The organism is Streptomyces sp. NPDC111520, assembly GCF_055635295.1.
The window spans coordinates 30,410-47,987 of record NZ_JBVKBW010000035.1; the positions used below are offsets into that span (position 1 = coordinate 30,410).

12 protein-coding genes and 1 pseudogene are annotated in these 17,578 nt (G+C 71.3%); 9 read left to right on the top strand and 4 right to left on the bottom strand.

Annotated elements, in window-relative coordinates:
* The first annotated feature begins 26 nt into the window (after nucleotides 1–26).
* From ACZ7MY_RS41285 to ACZ7MY_RS41295, 3 genes are all read left to right on the top strand, one after another.
* The gene (locus ACZ7MY_RS41285) at nucleotides 27–1,841 is read left to right on the top strand and encodes an LCP family protein (RefSeq protein WP_499611118.1); all 1,815 of its coding nucleotides are present in this window, start codon (nucleotides 27–29) and stop codon (nucleotides 1,839–1,841) included.
* Between the two features lie 53 nt (nucleotides 1,842–1,894).
* A complete protein-coding gene (locus ACZ7MY_RS41290; protein ID WP_499611120.1) occupies nucleotides 1,895–3,559 on the top strand; it encodes an LCP family protein in 1,665 nt (554 codons plus the stop codon).
* 205 nt (nucleotides 3,560–3,764) lie between these two features.
* Nucleotides 3,765–5,684 (top strand): LCP family protein, encoded by a 1,920-nt coding sequence (locus ACZ7MY_RS41295; RefSeq protein ID WP_499611122.1) that lies wholly within the window; start codon nucleotides 3,765–3,767, stop codon nucleotides 5,682–5,684.
* Between the two features lie 16 nt (nucleotides 5,685–5,700).
* Here ACZ7MY_RS41295 and ACZ7MY_RS41300 read toward each other — a convergent pair.
* Nucleotides 5,701–6,741: pseudogene (locus ACZ7MY_RS41300) on the bottom strand (glycosyltransferase family 2 protein); the annotation flags it as partial.
* 86 nt (nucleotides 6,742–6,827) lie between these two features.
* Between ACZ7MY_RS41300 and ACZ7MY_RS41305 the strand changes: the two are divergent.
* Nucleotides 6,828–8,273 (top strand): LCP family protein, encoded by a 1,446-nt coding sequence (locus tag ACZ7MY_RS41305; protein WP_499611123.1) that lies wholly within the window; start codon nucleotides 6,828–6,830, stop codon nucleotides 8,271–8,273.
* A gap of 58 nt (nucleotides 8,274–8,331) precedes the next feature.
* Here ACZ7MY_RS41305 and ACZ7MY_RS41310 read toward each other — a convergent pair whose 3' ends face one another.
* Nucleotides 8,332–8,874 (bottom strand): acyl-CoA thioesterase, encoded by a 543-nt coding sequence (locus ACZ7MY_RS41310; protein ID WP_499611125.1) that lies wholly within the window; start codon nucleotides 8,872–8,874, stop codon nucleotides 8,332–8,334.
* 130 nt (nucleotides 8,875–9,004) lie between these two features.
* Between ACZ7MY_RS41310 and ACZ7MY_RS41315 the strand changes: the two genes are divergently transcribed.
* Nucleotides 9,005–9,268 (top strand): DUF1876 domain-containing protein, encoded by a 264-nt coding sequence (locus tag ACZ7MY_RS41315; RefSeq protein WP_499611127.1) that lies wholly within the window; start codon nucleotides 9,005–9,007, stop codon nucleotides 9,266–9,268.
* 118 nt (nucleotides 9,269–9,386) lie between these two features.
* Entirely contained in the window at nucleotides 9,387–10,613 is a 1,227-nt protein-coding gene (locus tag ACZ7MY_RS41320) for an LCP family protein (protein WP_499611129.1), read from the top strand.
* 84 nt (nucleotides 10,614–10,697) lie between these two features.
* On the opposite strand, the gene ACZ7MY_RS41325 is transcribed toward ACZ7MY_RS41320, so the two are convergent.
* Complete coding sequence (locus tag ACZ7MY_RS41325; RefSeq protein WP_499611131.1) at nucleotides 10,698–11,765, bottom strand: LCP family protein; 1,068 nt, start codon at nucleotides 11,763–11,765, stop codon at nucleotides 10,698–10,700.
* Nucleotides 11,766–11,947: 182 nt separating this feature from the next.
* Between ACZ7MY_RS41325 and ACZ7MY_RS41330 the strand changes: the two genes are divergently transcribed.
* Nucleotides 11,948–13,291 carry a UDP-glucose dehydrogenase family protein gene (locus ACZ7MY_RS41330; RefSeq protein WP_499611133.1) on the top strand — a complete coding sequence of 448 codons (1,344 nt, stop codon included), beginning with the start codon at nucleotides 11,948–11,950 and terminating at the stop codon, nucleotides 13,289–13,291.
* 383 nt (nucleotides 13,292–13,674) lie between these two features.
* Here ACZ7MY_RS41330 and ACZ7MY_RS41335 read toward each other — a convergent pair whose 3' ends face one another.
* Entirely contained in the window at nucleotides 13,675–15,177 is a 1,503-nt protein-coding gene (locus ACZ7MY_RS41335) for a peptide MFS transporter (RefSeq protein WP_499611135.1), read from the bottom strand.
* 342 nt (nucleotides 15,178–15,519) lie between these two features.
* On the opposite strand from ACZ7MY_RS41335, the gene ACZ7MY_RS41340 reads away from it, so the two are divergent.
* Both ACZ7MY_RS41340 and ACZ7MY_RS41345 read left to right on the top strand, forming a co-directional pair.
* Nucleotides 15,520–16,194, top strand: a complete 675-nt coding sequence (locus ACZ7MY_RS41340; RefSeq protein ID WP_018559726.1) for a response regulator transcription factor — start codon at nucleotides 15,520–15,522, stop codon at nucleotides 16,192–16,194.
* Nucleotides 16,195–16,241: 47 nt separating this feature from the next.
* Nucleotides 16,242–17,489 carry a sensor histidine kinase gene (locus ACZ7MY_RS41345; RefSeq protein WP_499611138.1) on the top strand — a complete coding sequence of 416 codons (1,248 nt, stop codon included), beginning with the start codon at nucleotides 16,242–16,244 and terminating at the stop codon, nucleotides 17,487–17,489.
* Nucleotides 17,490–17,578 lie beyond the last annotated feature (89 nt).

The window sequence follows — 17,578 nt, forward strand, 5'->3', positions numbered from 1 at the left end:
GGCCGAGACGGAGGACTCGATCGACCGTGGACACGCAAGGCCGTAGGCACGTCGACCCGGCGGATCAGTGGGTTTTCGATCCCGAGACGGGCAGCTACCAGTTGCGGCTCGACCCCCCGCAGCAGGCGGAGCGAGCCGTTCCCGCGCAGGGGACGGGCCGGCGGGCACAGCGCGTCCAGCCACAGGGCGGCGACCGCGCACGACAGGGCCGTTCCGGCGCCGAGGGCGAGGGCCGCGGCGCCGAGGGCCGATCCGCCGAAGGCGGCTCCAGGGCGGCGGGCAGCGGCCGCTCGGCGGGCAACGGCCGTACGACGGGGCCCGGAAGGGCGGCCGGCGGCGGCCGGGCGGCCACCCGGGCCGAGGGCGGCGGCCGTGCGGCCGCACGCACCAGCCGGCGGCGTCCCAAGGCCCGGAAGTCGGCGAAGAAGCGGGCCCTGATCTGGACGGCCGGCACGCTCGGCGTCGTCGTCATCGCGGCCTGCGTGGGCGTCTACGCCCTGTACCAGCAGCTCAACGGCAACATCAACGCGATCGACCCGGGCATCGGCTCCAAGAACGCCACGTCCACCGGTCCGGTCAACATCCTCGTCATCGGCACCGACAGCCGGCAGGGTCTGAAGGGCAAGTACGGCGACGCGGCCAACGTCGGCCACGCCGACACCACGATCCTCTTCCACGTCTCCAAGGACCGCTCCAACGCGACGGCGCTGAGCATCCCGCGCGACATCATCACCGACATCCCGGACTGCCCGACGAAGCAGCCCGACGGCTCCACGAAGATCATCCCGGCGGAGAGCGACGTCCGGTTCAACACCAGCCTGGGCCAGTACGGCCGCGACCCGGGCTGCACGATGCGGACCGTCAAGGCGCTGACCGGCATCACCCCCGACCATTTCATGATGGCCAACTTCGACGCGGTGAAGGACCTGTCAACGGCGGTCGGCGGCGTCGAGGTGTGCCTGGCCAAGGACATCGACGACCCGGACTCGCACCTGAAGCTGACCAAGGGACGGCACACCGTCGCGGGCGAGCAGGCGCTGGCCTTCGTCCGCACCAGGCACAGCGTCGGCTTCGGCGGCGACCTGAGCCGCATCGAACTGCAGCAGCAGTTCCTCAGTTCGATGATGCGCAAGATGAAGTCGGGCGACACGCTGACCAGTCCGACCAAGCTGCTCAAGCTGGCGAACACCGCGACGAAGGCGCTCACCGTCGACACCGGCATCGGCAGCGTGACCAAGCTGAGCGAGCTCGCCAAGGACCTGAGCCGGGTCAACACCAAGAACATCACCTTCGCGACGGTGCCGGTCATAGACAACCCCGCCGAGAAGGTGCACACCACGGTGGTGCTGGACGAGACCAAGGCGCCGCAGTTGTTCAGCATGGTGAAGGACGACATCTCGCTCACCGAGGTGAAGAAGAAGCAGAAGGCGTCCGAGGCGGCCAAGCTCAAGGGCCCCAAGGCCGACCCGATCGACGTCCGGGTCGAGGTGTTCAACGGCAGCGGGGTCTTCGGCGCCGCCCAGGACACCGTCAACTGGCTGCAGAACGACGAGGGCGTCAGCCGCTCCACCAACGGCGGCAACGCGCCCGCCGAGGTGAAGAAGACGACGCTGGAGTACGCGCCCAACCAGGCGGACCAGGCACGGCGGCTGGCCGAGATGATGGGGCTGCCGGCCTCGGCGCTCCAGCAGGGCACCGAGGACGCCGCTCCGCGCGCCAACATGACCCTCACCCTCGGAAAGGACTTCAAGCAGGCCGGCACGCCGATCGCCGCGCCGACGAAGGCCCCCGAGGGCATCCAGAAGGTCGAGGCCGACGACAAGAGCGTGTGCGCCAAGTAGCCGCCCGTTGAGGGCACGAGGGCCGACAGAGGTGGCAGGGTGGGTACCGGACGATGACGGACAGTCGTGTGCGCGATCTCGGCTGGGACGACAGCCTCTACGACGACCACCCGCGGGACGGGGCGGCGGAGCGGGGCACCGACACGGCGCGGTCCCCGCACACGGACCCCGCGGGTGACGGCGACGGCGACGGGCGCCGCCGAGGGCCGCGGCCGGCGAAGCGCGGACGCCGGGTCCTGAAGTGGACCGCGACCGGTCTCGCGGTGGTCGTCCTCGGGACGGCGGGCGTCGCCTACGCGTACTACGAGCACCTGAGCGACAACATCCGCAAGGGCAAGCGGAACAGCGGCGACAGCGACGTGGCCAAGGCGCCGACGAACGCGCTGAACGTCCTGCTGCTGGGCGCCGACGGCCGCAACTCCGAGGAGAACCTGAAGCTGGGCGGCGCCAAGTACACCAAGGGCGACCCGCCCCGCGCCGATGTGATCATGCTGCTGCACGTCTCCGCCGACCGCAGCAACATGTCCGTGGTGAGCATCCCGCGCGACACCCGGGTGCCGATCCCGGCGTGCACCGACCCGACGACGGGCAGGAAGTACGCCGCCACCACGCACGCGATCATCAACGAGAGCCTGGCCCGCGGCGGTCCCGGGTGCACGCTCGCCACCGTGCAGAACCTCACCAAGGTCTACATCGACCACTGGATGATGATCGACTTCGCGGGCGTGGTGAAGATGGCCGACGCCATCGGCGGCGTCGACGTCTGCGTGAAGCAGCCCGTGTGGGACCACCCGACCCCGCAGCAGCCGGGAGGGTCGGGACTGAAGCTGAAGGCGGGCCGGCAGAAGATCACCGGCAAGACGGCGCTGCAGTGGCTGCGCACCCGGCACGCCTTCGAGAGCGACCTCGGGCGCGCCCAGGCGCAGCACATGTACATGAACTCGATGGTGCGCGAGCTGCGCTCGCAGAACGTGTTCACCGACGGCGGGCGGCTGCGGAACCTCGCCGAGGCCGCGACCAAGGCGCTGCAGGTGTCGGAGGAGATAGGGACACCGAAGGAGCTCCTCAACCTCGGCATGCAGCTCAAGAGCGTGCCGTCGGACCGGATCACCATGCTGACCATGCCGCCGGTCACGGACACCGAGAACGACCAGCACTACATGCCGGACCCGGTGGCCGCCCCCAAGGTGTGGTCGCGGCTGGTCCACGACGTCGCCTTCGACGACAAGGGGAAGAAGAAGCCGAAGGAGAGGACCGAACCGTCCGGGCCGGCCGCCCGGCCCGCCGCGGACATCCCGGTGACGGTCGTGAACGGCACCGCCGGCGACGCCACGGGGACTCCGGTCAACGGCCGGGCGCGAGCCCTGGCCGGGGTGCTGGCGCAGTCCGGCTTCGGCCGGGCGACGGCGGACGGCACGGCGCAGCCGACGGCGGCCACCGTCGTCGAGTACCCGGCCGCCGAGGGCGCGCAGGGCCGCTCGGACGCCGTCGCCGTGGCGAAGGCGCTCGGGCTCCCCGGCGGCGCTGTGAAGCAATCCTCACATGTCGGCTCCGTCACACTCGTCGTGGGCGCCGACTGGCGCGACGGGACGGCGTTCCAGGGTGCCGCCGACGACGGCGGAACGCTGCCCAAGAGCGCCGGGGCCCTCAACGGAGCGAATGATTCAGCCTGCATGGACGTGTACAGGCCATATCGCTGGGATCCCGGTTTGGGGTAATGCGCACGTTCGCTTTACACAGGCGATAAGAAACCAAAGCCTTGACCCCGTCGCGGTTTATGTATCGTGACCTCCAACCATTCGCGAGCAGGGCTGTTCCGGTTCCACAGGACTTAGACAGTCGCACAGCTGAACATCACCCACGATCCGAGCGCCGCGGCGCAGCCGGTGACCGTAGTGACCAGCGCGTCATGGGAGGGCCCACATGCGCCACGGCAGCATCCCCGGGGGGCGGAACGTCCCCTTCGATCCCCACGAACCCGGATGGGGCGACGCTCCGTACGGGAACGGTCACGGACAGCCGTACGTGCCGCAGCAGCCGACTCCGCACCCGCATCCGACGGTTCCGCAGCAGCCGCATCGCGGCGGCTACCGCCCCGAGGAGCCGCAGCGCGGCGGCGGGTACCCGCCGCAGGATCCGTACGCGCCCTACCAGCCGGGCGGCCAGGACACGGCGGGCCATGAGGCCGGGGGCTACGGCGACGACGGCCACGGGGCCGGTTACGGCGCCTACGAGGACTACGGGGACGACGGCGGGTCCACCGGCACCCTGACCGCGACGCAGGGCGACGGCGCGGACGACGACGGGTACGACGACGGACACGACGGCCAGGACGGCGGCGGCCGCCGCGGCAACCGCCGCCGCAAGAAGGGCAAGAGGCGCGCCCTGCGCTGGGTGGCGATCGTCACGTCGGTGGCGATACTCGGGACGGCCGGCGCCGCTTACGCGTACTACCAGCACCTCAACGCGAACATCAAGAAGGACGCGCTCAACCTCGGCGACAGCCAGGCCGCCAAGAGCAAGGCGAACGCGGCGGGCCAGACCCCGCTGAACATCCTCCTCCTCGGTTCCGACAGCCGGGCCTCCAAGGAGAACCAGAAGCTCGGCGGTGCGAAGGCAGACGCGGACCGCAAACCGCTCGCCGACGTCCAGATGCTGCTGCACGTCTCGGCCGACCGCAGCAACATGACCGTGGTCAGCATCCCGCGCGACACCCGGGTCACCATCCCCAAGTGCACCGACCCGGACGACGGGCGCGTCTACCCCGAGACGACGACGGAGACCATCAACACGAGCCTCCAGCACGGCGGTCCCGGCTGCACCGTGGCCACCTGGGAGAAGCTCACGGACATATCCATCGACCACTTCATGATGATCGACTTCGCCGGCGTGGTGTCCATGGCCGACGCGGTCGGCGGCGTCCCGGTCTGCGTCAAGGGCAACGTCTGGGACCGCAAGTCCGGGCTCAAGCTCACCAAGGGCGACCACACCATCAAGGGCCAGCAGGCCCTCCAGTGGCTCCGTACCCGGCACGGCTTCGAGGACGGCAGCGACATCGGCCGTACCCACGCCCAGCACATGTACATGAACGCGATGGTGCGCCAGCTGAAGTCGGGGACGAAGCTCACCGACCCCGGCAAGCTGACCGGTCTGGCGGAGGCCGCCACCAAGGCGCTGACCGTCGACACCGGCCTCGGCACCGTCAAGAAGCTCTACGACATGGGCAACGACCTCAAGGGCGTGCCCACCGACCGCATCACCATGACGACGATGCCGTGGGGCGCCGACCCGGAGAACCCGACCGCGCACGTGGTGCCGACCGGTGCGGCGGGCAAGCTCTTCACGCTGCTCCGCAACGACCAGGCCGTGGACGGCAAGGCCGCCAAGAAGAAGAAGGCCGACAAGTCCACCGCCACCGCGAAGGCCTCGCCCAAGGGCGAGATCGCGGTGACCGTCCAGAACGGCACCGGCAGCGCCTCGACGCCCGCCGTCTCCGGCCGGGCGGGCGCGGTCACGGAGGAGCTGAAGTCGCTGGGCTTCACCCAGGCCGAGGCCGACTCCACACCGCAGTCGCAGTCCGGCAGCACGATCACCTACGCGAGCGACGACGACAAGGCGAACGCCCTGGCCGTCGCGAAGGCGCTGAAGCTGCCCGCCGGCGTGGTGAAGAAGTCCTCCTCCGCCGAGGGCGTCACGCTGGTGATCGGCGCCGACTGGACGACCGGGTCGACGTACCCGGCGGCCAGCAGCACCGACACCAAGGAGGTGCTGGACAGCGCGAGCGCGCTCAACGCCTCCGACGACTCGGCGTGCATGAAGGTGAACTCCTACTACAGCTGGTAGGGGTCCGCCCCCGGCCTCACGCGTCGGCCGCCGCCCGCACCGCGGGGCGGCGGCTGGCGATGACCCGCCGGGCGAGCGACCGCGGGCTGGTCAGGAAGCCGAAGCCCCAGGACATGTGCATGGTGGCGAGCGCCACCGGGATCCGCAGCCGGGCGCCGGCGGACAGCCCCTTGCCGGCCGGGAGCGAGCCCAGCGCGATCGCCACGAGGTAGCCGCCGGGGACGACGAAGCCGAGCGGGGTGACCGCGGCACCGACCACCACGCCGGCCGCGATGGCCACCACGGCGGCCGGGGCGGCCAGGTAGCGCAGGTTGACCGAGCCCTGGTGGTAGCGGGTGACGACGCGGCGCCAGCGCCCGTAGTCCTTGTACTGCTTGGCCAGCGCGCGGACGCTGGGCCGCGGGCGGTAGGAGACGCGCAGCTCGGGGGAGAACCAGATCAGGCCGCCGGCCTCGCGGATGCGGTAGTTCAGCTCCCAGTCCTGGGCGCGGATGAACTCCTCGTTGTAGCCGCCCTGCTGCTCCAGCACCTCGCGGCGGAAGACCCCGAGGTAGACGGTGTCGGCGGGGGCGGCGGCGCCCCCGGTGTGGAAGGCCGCGTTGCCGACGCCGATCTTCGAGGTCATGGCGGCGGCGACGGCGCGCTCCCAGTCGTTCTCGCCCTCGGCGTGCATGATGCCGCCGACGTTGACGGCGCCGGTCTCCTCCAGCAGCCGCACCGCGGTCTTGATGTAGTCGGGCGAGAGCATGCCGTGGCCGTCGACCCGCACCACGACGGGGTGCCGGGAGGCCTTGATGGCGGCGTTCAGTGCGGCGGGGGTGCGGCCGGTGGGGTTGGGCACCGTGTGGACGCGGGGGTCCTCGCGCACCAGCTCCGCGGCGATCTCGTCCGTGCGGTCCGTGGAGGGGCCGAGGGCGATGACCACCTCGAGTTCGCCCGCGTAGTCCTGCTCGAGGATGTGGCGGACGGAGTTTCGCAGGTGCCGCTCCTCGTCGAGCACCGGCATGATCACGGAGACGGCGGGCAGCACATGGGGGGTCGCAGCGTTCACAGCCGCACACGTTACCGCGAACGGATGATAGGAGCGCGTGCGGCCGGGCGGGGCTCATCCCGTACGACGGTATGACTCCTTAGCGTGACTGCATGACCGTCGCTCGTCGCCGTCAGCAGCCCGCCGCAGCCGCCCGCCGGACCCGGAAGCGGACGCCCGTGCGCCGTGGGATGCGCGTCCTCGGTGCCCTCTCGCTGGGCATCCTGACCGCCAGCGGGATCGGGCACGCCGTCCTGGGGCACATGGACGACCGCCTGGAGCGGGTGGACGCCTTCGCCGGGATGAAGAACCGGCCCAGCCCCGCCAAGGGCACCAACTTCCTCCTCGTCGGCACGGACGTGCGCCGCGGGCTGACCCAGGCGCAGCGCACGGCGCTGCGGCTGGGCGGGGAGCCCTGCGACTGCACCGACACCATGATGCTGGCGCACCTGTCGCGGGACGGCAGGCGGGTCAGCGTGGTCGCGCTGCCGCGGGACTCGTACGCGGAACTGCCCCGGGCGGGCAAGCTGAAGTGGGCCTGGGGGGTGGGCGGCCCGGGGCTCGCCGTCGGCACGGTCGAGAAGATGACCGGGCTCAAGATCGACCACTACGCCGAGTTCGACTTCGGTTCGTTCATGAGGACCGTCGACCGGATCGGCGGCGTCGACCTCTGCTTCGCCCGTCCGCTCAGCGACCCCGTGACGGGACTCGAACTGCCCGCGGGCACGGTGCGCGCGGACGGCGGCACGGCGCTGCGCTACGTGCGCTCCGGTCACCTCCCCGGCAGCCCCGACCTGCCGCGGATGCAGAACCAGCAGCGGTTCCTGGCGGCCCTGGTCCGCCGGGTCACCGACATCGGGCTGCTGCAGAACCCCGTGAAGCTCGACCAGGTGGCCAAGGCCGCGCTCGGTTCGGTGCGCGCGGACCGGCAGACCAAGCCGGACGACCTGATCGCCCTCGCCACCGGGCTGCGCGGCGGCTTCGGTGCCCGCTCGGTGGAGTACGCCACGGTGCCGGTGGACGCCACACCGTTCCGGGTGCAGGGGGTGGGGACGACCCTGCGCTGGGACGTCGAGGGCGCGAAGCGGATCTTCGACGCGCTGCGCGAGGACCGGCCGCTCACCGGCCCGGACGGCGGCCCCCTGGTGAAGCCCAGCCCGCCGGCGCCCGAGCCCGAGCGGGTCGACGTGCCGCCCAAGTCGATCCGCGTCCAGGTCAACAACGGGACGACGGTCAACGGGCTGGGGGCGCGGGTGGACAAGGAACTGCGCCACCTGGGCTTCCGCACCACCGGTACGCCCGGCAACACCGTCCGGCACGACGCGGAGTACACCGTCATCCACTACGACCCGGGCTGGGACCGCTCCGCCAAGGCCCTGGGAACGGCCCTGCCGTACGCGGAACTGCGCCCGGTCTCCGGGCTGGGGCCGACGCTGCGGATCACCGTGGGCGCGGACTACGACGGGCTGACCCCGGTGCGGGCCGGCGAGCCGGACCCGCCGCCGGCGCCGCCGGTGGAGATCCCGCCGACGCGCGGCGACCGCGTGCTGTGCGGCTGACGGCGGCCGGCGGCCGGCGGGCCCGTGCCGCCGAGGGCGGACGAGCGGGCGGGCCCCGTCAGTCGTCGAAGCCCTCGGCGGCGCGCTTCTCGCGCAACTCCATGATCGCCCGGCGGCGGGCGAGCCGGTGCGTGCGGCGGATCTGCGCCTCCTGCAGACGGCGCCGGTCGCGCTCGGTCTCGGGGTCGATCTGGGGCACCCGGCGCGGCGCGCCCTCGGCGTCCACGGCCACGAAGACCAGGTAGGCGCTGGCCACCTGGGTCGCCGGGCCGGACTCGTTCCAGCGCTCGGCGAGCACGCGCACGCCGACCTCCATGGAACTGCGCCCGGTCCAGTTGACCTGGGCCTGCACCTTGAGGAGGTCGCCGACCCGCACCGGTTCGAGGAAGGCCATCTCGTCCATGGCGCCGGTCACCGCGGGCCCCTCGGAGTGGCGGCCGGCGACGGCGCCCGCCGCGTCGTCCACGAGTTTCATGACGACGCCGCCGTGCACGGTGCCCAGCAGGTTGGTGTCGTGGTGGGTCATGATGTGCGCCAGCGTGATCCGCGAGGCGGACGTGGGCTTGGACGGCACAGGGTGCGGGGGTGGCTCCTCGAACATGGCTCCACCCTAAGCACTGCGGCGCCGTGCTCCCCGCCCTGCTCCCCGCCGGGCACACCTTGCCCGTCGGCGGGGGCGGGCGGATGCTGAGAAAGGGGCCGACGTCCCGAGGTCCGAGAGGTGATCCGCCATGGAGAAGACGTGGACGATCAAGCTGTCCCTGGAGGAGGACGGCAGCCGCACCGCCTGCACCGCCTCGCTCACCGGGGACGGCGCCCCGGGCGTGGTGGGCCACGGCTATTCGAGGCGCAATCCGAACGACGAGCCCGACATGCGCATCGGGGAGGACGTGGCCGCGTCGCGGGCCTGCTCCAACCTCGCGCACGAACTGCTGGAACAGGCCGCCGGAATGATCGAGACCCACACCAACTCCCCCACGCACCTCACCGGCTGAGAGCACCCGGACACAACCGGTCACCGCACCGCGCCGGTCCTGTGACCTTTGCATCAGCTCTGCTTCAGAAGCGCCACGGAGGCACTGCCGGGCGGGGCGGCAGGGCACACTGCCGTACATGAACGCATGGCCCGACGGTTGGTCCGACAACAGGAACCAGCGGCAGCAGCAGGTCTCCGAGCCGCCGCTGCCCCCCGAGCTGTCCCCGCGCCGTGCGGCGGCGGCTCCCGGCAGCGTGCCGCGCCAGCAGGCGTACGGCAGCGGCGTCCCCGGCCACGGAGGGCCGGGCGGCCACGACGGTCACGGCGGGGGCTCGTACGGCCCGCCGTCCACCGGCGGCCGCACCACGCCTCCCGGCAGCCGCAGGCGGCGGGTCAAGGCGGTCCTGATCGGTCTGGTCGTCGTGGTCGCCGCGTGGTCGATCGGCACCTACTTCTGGGCGGACGGCAAGGTGCGCCGCGAGGTGGACCTGGGCACGGTCATAGACCGCCCGGAGACCGGCGAGGGCACCAACTACCTGATCGTCGGCTCCGACAGCCGCGAGGGCCTGTCCAGCGAGCAGAAGAAGCAGCTGCACACCGGCTCCGCCGACGGCAAGCGCACCGACTCCATGATGATCCTGCACGTCGGTGACAACGGGAACTCGCTGATCTCGCTCCCCCGCGACTCCTACGTCACGATCCCCGAGTTCAAGGGCTCCGAGTCGGGCAAGACCTTCTCCTCGCGCGGCCAGAACAAGCTCAACGCGGCCTACTCGATAGACGGGCCGACGCTGCTGGTGCGGACGATCGAGTACAACACGGGCCTGCACATCGACCACTACGCCGAGATCGGCTTCGCCGGCTTCGCGGGCCTCGTCGACGCGGTCGGCGGTGTCGACCTGGACATCCCCCGCGACATCGACGACAAGAACTCGGGCCTGCACATCAAGAAGGGCCGGCAGACCCTCAACGGCGACGAGGCCCTGGCCTTCGTCCGCCAGCGCTACCAGGAGGCCGAGGGCGACCTCGGCCGCACCAAGAACCAGCAGAAGTTCCTCGCGGCGCTCGCGAGCCAGACGGCCACGCCCAGCACGGTCCTCAACCCCTTCAAGCTCTACCCGACCATGGGCGCGGGCCTGGACACGCTCATCGTCGACAAGGACATGAGCCTGTGGGACCTGGCGTCGATGTTCTGGGCGATGAAGAGCGTCTCCGGCGGCGACGGGCTCTCGATGAACATGCCGACCTCGGGCTCCGTCAGCACCAACGTGGGCAGCGCGCTCAAGTGGGACATGCCGAAGGTCAAGCAGCTGGTCTCGCAGCTGAAGAACGACGAGAAGGTCACGGTCACCCCGGACTCCTGACCTCCCCCGACGGCCGAGGGGCCGGCCGGGCGCGCACACCGCGCCCGGCCGGCCCCTCCGTGCGTCCGCGGGACCCGCGGCGGGTCACGGTGTCGAGGAGCCCAGGCGGTCGATGGAGTGGTTCGCCACGTACTCGGCCATGGTGTCGTTGCGCATGGCCTCCCACAGCTGCTCGCTGCCGTTGTCGTCGAGCAGCACCACCGACTGGCCCTTGATCATGTCGAGGCCGCCGACCGGGGCGTTCATGAAGACCATGTCGCCCGCGCGCACCCCGCGCATGCTCCACATCAGGTCGCGCAGGCCGCTGTCGGAGAGCCGGTCGTCGACGCTGACCACCCCGGTGACGCGGTCCAGCAGCTCCTTGGCCTTCAGCGGGTTGCTCATGGAGTCCTTGGTCAGCGTCTTGGCGATCACCGCGCGCAGGAACGCCTGCTGGCGGTGGGTGCGGTCCAGGTCGCCGCGCGGCAGGTTGTAGCGCTCGCGGACGTACTTCAGGGCTTCCTCGCCGTTCATGTGCTTCCCGGCCAGGTCGACGCCGCCGATGTCGTCGGTGAGCGTCCTGAAGCCGCTCCAGTCGATCACGGCCAGGTGGTCGACCTTCACGTCGGTGAGCCGCTGCACGGTGTCGATCAGCAGCGGCGGGCCGCCCCAGGAGAAGGCGGCGTTCAGCTTGGCCTTGCCGTTCCCCGGGATCGGGACCCAGCTGTCGCGCGGCAGCGAGACCACGTAGGCGTGCTTGTGGTCGGCCGGCAGGTGCACCAGCATCATCGTGTCGCTGCGCTGGGCGCCGCGCTTCCACTCCGGTGCCTGGGCGTCCCGGCCCGTGGTCGGCAGGTCGGAGCGGGCGTCCACACCGACCAGGAGGAACGTTTCACCGCCCTTGGCGGCCTGCGGCTGCTCGCTCTCCGGCACATTCGTCGGGAAGACGTTGGGGATGCGGTCCACCTTGCCGGTGTAGTGGTCCACCGCCCACCACAAGGTTCCGGCCACTCCCAGCACGCCCACGGCCAGCAGGACCAGCGCGCCGAGCAGCACCCGCCGGGTGCGGCTGCGCCTCCTGCGGGCAGGCTCCGCCGCCTTCCCCGGTACCGCTTCCCGTTCCGTTTCCGTGACCGCCGTCTGCTCGTGGCCCGCCGGATCCGTCGTCGTCATCGTCCACCCCCACCATGTGCACCCGCTCCCCACGTGTGCGTCGGGGGGCATTGTGGCGCGTGGGGCGGTGCCATGGCCATTCCCGGGGCCTCTTTCGGTGCCCTCACCGGGGGAACCCGGACGCCCCGCCGGGGCTATGCTCAACATCGCAATCAGGCCACGACCTGGGAGGGACCCTCCGCATGGCGCTCAAGCTCACCGTGATCGGCACCGGCTACCTCGGTGCCACCCACGCCGCGGCGATGGCCGAACTGGGCTTCGAGGTGCTGGGCCTGGACATCGACCCGGCCAAGATCGAGACCCTCTCCGCCGGCCGCGTGCCGATGTACGAGCCGGGTCTCAAGGAGCTGCTGCGCCGCCACGTCGCGGGCCTGCCGGACTCCAGCGGGCGGCTGCGCTTCACCACCTCCTGGGAGGAGGTCGCCGCCTTCGGCGACGTCCACTTCGTCTGCGTGAACACGCCCCAGAAGCACGGCGAGTACGCCTGCGACATGAGCTACGTCGACAACGCCTTCGAACTGCTCGCCCCGCACCTGGAGCGGCCCGCGCTGGTCGTCGGCAAGTCGACCGTGCCGGTCGGCAGCGCGGCCCGGCTGGCGGCCCGGCTGGCCGAGCTCGCCCCCGCCGGGGACCAGGCGGAGCTGGCGTGGAACCCCGAGTTCCTGCGCGAGGGGTTCGCGGTCGAGGACACCCTCCACCCGGACCGCATCGTCGTCGGCGTCGCCTCCGAGCACGCCGAGAAGCTGCTGCGCGAGGTCTACGCGACCCCCGTGGGCGACGGCACGCCCTTCGTCGTCGCCGACTACCCGACCGCGGAACTGGTCAAGACGGCGGCCAACGCCTTCCTCGCCACGAAGATCTCCTTCATCAACGCGATGGCCGAGGTCAGCGAGGCGGCCGGCGGGGACGTGGCGAAGCTCGCCGAGGCCATCGGGCACGACGAGCGGATCGGCAAGAAGTTCCTGCGCGCCGGCATCGGCTTCGGCGGCGGCTGCCTGCCCAAGGACATCCGCGCCTTCATGGCCCGCGCCGGGGAGCTCGGCGCGGACCAGGCGCTCACGTTCCTGCGCGAGGTCGACTCCATCAACATGCGCCGCCGCGCCCACATGGTCGAGCTCGCCCGCGAGGCCTGCGGCGGCAGCGGCTTCCTCGGCAAGCGGATCGCGGTGCTCGGCGCGGCCTTCAAGCCCGACTCCGACGACGTGCGGGACTCCCCCGCGCTCAACGTCGCCGGGCAGATCCACCTCCAGGGCGGGCAGGTCACCGTGTACGACCCCAAGGCGATGGAGAACGCGCGGCGGCTCTTCCCGACGCTCGGGTACGCCCCGAGTGCGCTGGAGGCGGTCCGGGGGGCTGACGTCGTGCTGCACCTCACGGAGTGGCGGGAGTTCCGGGAGCTCGACCCGGCGGCGCTCGGGGCGGTGGCGCGCGGGCGGCACGTCATCGACGGGCGGAACGCGCTCGATCCGGTGGGGTGGCGTGAGGCCGGGTGGACGTTCCGGGCCATGGGCCGCCCGAACGCGTAGCCCTCCGGGCGCGACCCGGAGTACGTGCTGCGCCGGGCCGCCCGGTTGTCGTGTGCGGGTCCATTGCGCCTGCGGCGGGCTGTCTCCCACCCGCCCACCCGGTTGCCCGGCGCGATCAGTGACCGCCACGCTGCGTACGTTGTGGGGTCGGCGCCGCGCCGGGGTACCTCCTCGGCGCTCGCGGCTTACGTCCACATCGTCGGGCCCCGCACTCAACCGCTCGTCTCCTGCGGGGGCACCCCGCCACACCCCCTCCGGGAGGATGGGGCGACTGACGACCGGTGGCGGTGCAGCAGGGCACGTGCGGCAACCCCGGACCGCCTCCAAACGCCCCTACATCAACCACCGCGGCGCCGCACACAACCACCGGCCGACGGGAAACGTCAGTGGACGTCGCCCATGAGCCGGATGACGCGCTTGCGGTAGAGCACGAACGCTGCACCCGCCGCGAGCGCCACGAACCCCTGGATCGCGAAGGACGTCTCCGACAGGAACGCGTCGCCGATGACCAGCTGCAGGATCGCCGCCACGCAGTCGCCCGCCGTGACGGCCAGGAACCACAGGCCCATCATCTGGCTGGCGTACTTGACCGGGGCCAGCTTCGTGGTGACCGAGAGCCCCACCGGGGACAGGCACAGCTCGGCGGTGGTCTGGATCAGGTAGACCACGGCCAGCCACAGCGGCGTGACCTTGGTGTCGCCGGAGGCGGCGGCCTGGGCGAGCATCATCACCACGAAGGAGACGCCGATGCCGGCGACGCCGAGGGCGAACTTGACGGTCGTGCTGGGGTTCCGGCGGCCGAGCGTCATCCACAGGGCCGCGAAGACCGGGGCGAGGGCCATCACGAACAGCGGGTTCAGGGACTGGAACCAGCTCTCGGGGAAGTTGAAGCCCCACAGGGTGGACGCGGTGTGCTCGGAGGCGAAGACCGTCAGGGTCGATCCGGACTGGTCGTAGATCATCCAGAAGACGGCGGCCACGACGAAGAACCAGATGTAACCGCCGACCTTGGTCTTCTCGTCCGGGGTGAGCTCCTGGTCCTGGCGGATGCGGGTGAAGTAGTACGCCGGCAGGGCCAGCCCCAGCAGGGAGAGCGGCCAGAGCACCCAGTTGATCGTGAAGTGGCCGGTGAAGGTGACGACGCCGTAGAAGACCACCGCGGCGGCCAGCCAGATCAGCGCCTTCTTCATCAGGCCGGCGCGCTCGGCGGCGTCCAGCGGCGTGGGAACCACGCTGGAGACGGGCGCGAGGTGCCTGGTGCCGATGAGGAACTGGGCCAGGCCCAGCCCCATGCCGACGCCGGCCATGGCGAAGCCCAGGTGCCAGTCGACCTGCTGGCCGACGGTGCCGATGGCGAGCGGCGCGAGGAAGGCACCGAGGTTGATGCCGATGTAGAAGATCGTGAAGCCGCCGTCCCGGCGCGGGTCGTTGCGGTCCGGGTACAGCTGGCCGACCATCGTCGAGATGTTGGACTTCAGGAGGCCGGAGCCCACGGCGATGAAGACCAGGCCGACGAAGAACGAGGCCTCCACCGGCACGGCCAGCAGGAAGTGGCCGATCATGATGATCGTGCCGCCGATGGCGACCGTGCGGCGCGGGCCCCACAGGCGGTCGGCGAACCATCCGCCGGGCATCGCCAGCAGGTACACCGTGGCGGTGTAGACGCTGTAGATGGCGCCGGCGGTGGCGGCCTTCATGCCGAGGCCGCCGTCCGTGACCGAGGCCGTCAGGTAGAGGACGAGCAGCGCCCTCATGCCGTAGTAGCTGAAGCGCTCCCACGTCTCGGTGAGGAAGAGGGTGGCCAGGCCGCGGGGGTGGCCGAGGAAGTTCCTGCCGCTGGGTCCGGAGTCCGGCGCGGCGAGGCCCTCAGTCAGGCTGGACGCCATGGGCTTTCCTTGCTTCTCGGGACGCGCTGCGAGAGCGGTGCGCGCCCGGGTGGGGGGTGACCGGCACCGGGGCGCGTGGGGGCGCACCGGGATCCACGACCGACGCCTTCACAGGCGCGGTCCCGGCCTACAGGTCGTTGACTGGTTGCTGGTGGGGACCAGCCCCGTCACAGTGGGGCCCCTGCGACGCGTGGGGCGCGCCGGGGGTCCCCTGGACTGATTCGGGCTTTTGGTTACCTTATGGCAGCACGAGATGTGCTATATGGGACGACTTGAGATGTACCTCACAACGGTCACGGCCCGCCCGGCGTGCGCTTTCTCCGGGCGGACTACCATCAGCGCATGACCCGCGTACTGCTCGCCGAGGACGACGCATCCATCTCGGAACCGCTCGCACGCGCGCTGCGCCGCGAAGGGTACGAGGTCGAGGTGCGCGAGGACGGACCCGCGGCGCTCGAAGCCGCCCTGCTCGGCTCCTTCGACCTTCTGGTGCTCGACCTGGGGCTGCCCGGAATGGACGGGCTCGAGGTGTGCAGAAGGCTGCGCACCGAAGGCCATGGCTTCCCGGTGCTGGTGCTGACCGCCCGCGCCGACGAAGTGGACACGGTGGTCGGCCTGGACGCCGGCGCCGACGACTACGTGACCAAGCCCTTCCGGCTGGCCGAGCTGCTGGCCCGGGTGCGCGCGCTGCTGCGGCGCGGCACCGCCGAGGCCCAGCACCCCTCCACCCAGGGGGTGCGAATCGACGTGGAGTCGCACCGCGCCTGGATGGGCGACGAGGAACTGCAGCTCACCGCGAAGGAGTTCGACCTCCTGCGGGTGCTGGTGCGGGACGCCGGCCGGGTCGTCACCCGGGAGCAGCTGATGCGCGAGGTGTGGGACACCACCTGGTGGTCCTCCACGAAGACCCTGGACATGCACATCTCGTGGCTGCGCAAGAAGCTCGGCGACGACGCGGCGGCCCCCCGCTACATCTCCACGGTGCGCGGGGTCGGCTTCCGGTTCGAGAAGAACTAGGAAGAGCGGGCACGCCGGCGGTCCGCGCGGTCTGAGACGCTTCACTCATGCGCCGCCGCCTCATCCAGTCCACGCTCGCCGTGGTGCTCGTCGTCATCGCCGTCTTCGGTGTCTCCCTCGTCCTGGTGGAGGCCCGGACGATCGAGAACAGCGCCAGGGAGAGCGTGGACTCCGAGGCGGTACGGCTGATCGGCATCGTCGAGAGCAGGATGATCGGCGAGGAGCGGATCAGCCGCGAGGTGCTGGCCCAGCAGATCGCCCCCGGGCGGTACGCGCTGGTGCGGATCCCCGGGGAGGCGCCGATCACCATCGGTGCCAAGCCCACGGGTCAGGTGATCTCCTCGCGGCAGACCGGCGAGCAGGGCGAGACGGTCACCGTCGAGGAGTCCCGCAGCAAGGTCAGCCAGGAGATCGGCCGCACCCTGCTGATCATCCTCGCGGTGGCGTTGCTGGCGGTGCTGGCCGCCGTCGTCCTCGCGGTGCGCCAGGCGCGGCGGCTCGGCAGCCCGCTGACCGACCTCGCCGAGACCGCCGAGCGGCTGGGCTCGGGCGACCCCAGGCCACGGCACCGGCGCTACGGGGTGCCGGAGCTGGACCGGGTCGCCGACGTGCTGGACCGCAGCGCCGAGCGGATCGCCCGGATGCTGACCGCCGAGCGGCGCCTGGCGGCGGACGCCTCCCACCAGCTGCGGACCCCGCTGACGGCGCTGTCGATGCGGCTGGAGGAGATCATCGCGACGGCCGAGGACGAGGAGGCCGTCAAGGAGGAGGCGACGATCGCACTCGGTCAGGTGGAACGGCTCACGGACGTCGTGCAGCGGCTGCTCACCAACGCGCGGGACCCGCGGACCGGCTCGGCGGTCGTCTTCGACATCGACGACGTGATCAAGCAGCAGGTGGAGGAGTGGCGCCCGGCGTACCGCAGCGCGGGCCGGGCCATCACCTCCGCGGGCAAGAAGCGGCTGCGCGCGGTCGGCACCCCCGGGGCGGTGGCCCAGGTGCTGGCCTCGCTGGTCGAGAACGGCCTGATGCACGGCTCCGGCACGGTCGCGATCTCCACCCGGGTGACCGGGACGCAGGTCGTCGTCGAGGTCACGGACGAGGGCCAGGGCGTGCCGCCGGAGCTGGGGGCGCGGGTCTTCGAGCGCACGGTCAGCGGGCGCAACTCCACGGGCATCGGCCTCGCGGTCGCCCGCGACCTGGCGGAGGCCGACGGCGGCCGACTGGAACTGCTGCAGCAGCGTCCGCCGGTCTTCGCGCTCTTCCTGGCGCGCGCGGACCAGCCGAAGCGCTAGGTGTATTGATCACGAGCGTTGTTGACACCTGCGGGGGCTTGATCAAGGCGAAGACCTCCGGTGTGGTGGAGCTGTCTAGGACTGCACCA